Raw genomic sequence first — 507 nt, forward strand, 5'->3', positions numbered from 1 at the left:
GATGCGTACCATTGCATCTTCACTGTCGAACATGAAGCTCGCGAGTGTCTTACATAGTTCCGTTTTACCGACACCAGTTGGGCCTAAGAATAAGAAGGAACCAATTGGTCGGTTTGGATCAGAAAGCCCAGCTCGGCTACGACGAATCGCGTTCGATACCACTGCAACTGCTTCGCTTTGCCCTACAACACGATTGTGAAGCACATCTTCCATGCGAAGTAGTTTCTCTTTCTCCGCTTCTAACATCTTAGATACTGGAATGCCCGTTTGTTTAGAAAGCACTTCTGCGATTTCGTTATCTGTTACTTTGTTACGAAGCAGCGTCATTTCTTGCATTTCAGCCTGAGTCGCCAAATCTAGTTGCTTCTCTAATTCCGGAATACGACCGTATTGAAGCTCAGACATTCGGTTTAGATCACCAGCACGACGCGCAAACTCCATGTCCATGCGAGCTTGCTCTAGTTCAGATTTAATATGCTGAGTACCAGAAAGTGCGGCTTTTTCTGA

Annotated in this window: 1 protein-coding gene; it reads right to left on the reverse strand. The window is 46.0% G+C overall.

Annotated features, from left to right (window positions below; all coding sequences use genetic code 11):
- A partial coding sequence (locus tag R7Q48_RS31490) for an AAA family ATPase (RefSeq protein ID WP_318134408.1) occupies nucleotides 1-507 on the reverse strand: 507 nt, incomplete at both ends.

This window comes from Vibrio sp. 378 (genome assembly GCF_033339435.1).